General features: G+C 61.4%; 1 protein-coding gene. It reads left to right on the top strand.

Annotation, left to right across the window (positions count from 1 at the left end):
* Nucleotides 1-106 precede the first annotated feature (106 nt).
* Nucleotides 107-298 (top strand): CoA-binding protein (locus EN808_RS35780; RefSeq protein ID WP_135918263.1); only part of this gene is annotated, 192 nt, incomplete at its 3' end.

The following is a 298-nucleotide window of genomic DNA, read 5'->3' as shown; positions in this document are numbered from 1 at the left end:
TCGACCTCATGCACAGCTAATCGCCACCAGCGCAGCAGGCTTTGATCCAACGCAATGAACGGGCAAGTTCGTTTGGCGACTATCGCCGCGAACGGGAGACACAGGGGTGACGATCCGAAATCTGGAACATGCTTTCGCCCCGAAGTCGGTTGCCGTATTCGGCGCATCGGTGCGCGAAGGCTCGGTTGGCCGTGTCGTCTTCGACAACATCGTCAGCGGCGGCTTCAAGGGCGAGATCTGGCCGGTCAACCCGAAATACTCCGAGGTGGCCGGCCGGCAATGCCATGCCAAGGCGGCC

This window comes from Mesorhizobium sp. M8A.F.Ca.ET.165.01.1.1, from assembly GCF_004792065.1.
Taxonomy (GTDB): Bacteria; Pseudomonadota; Alphaproteobacteria; order Rhizobiales; family Rhizobiaceae; genus Mesorhizobium.
Note: the sequence above shows the minus strand (reverse complement) of the source record. Positions and strands in the feature narration are given on the sequence as shown.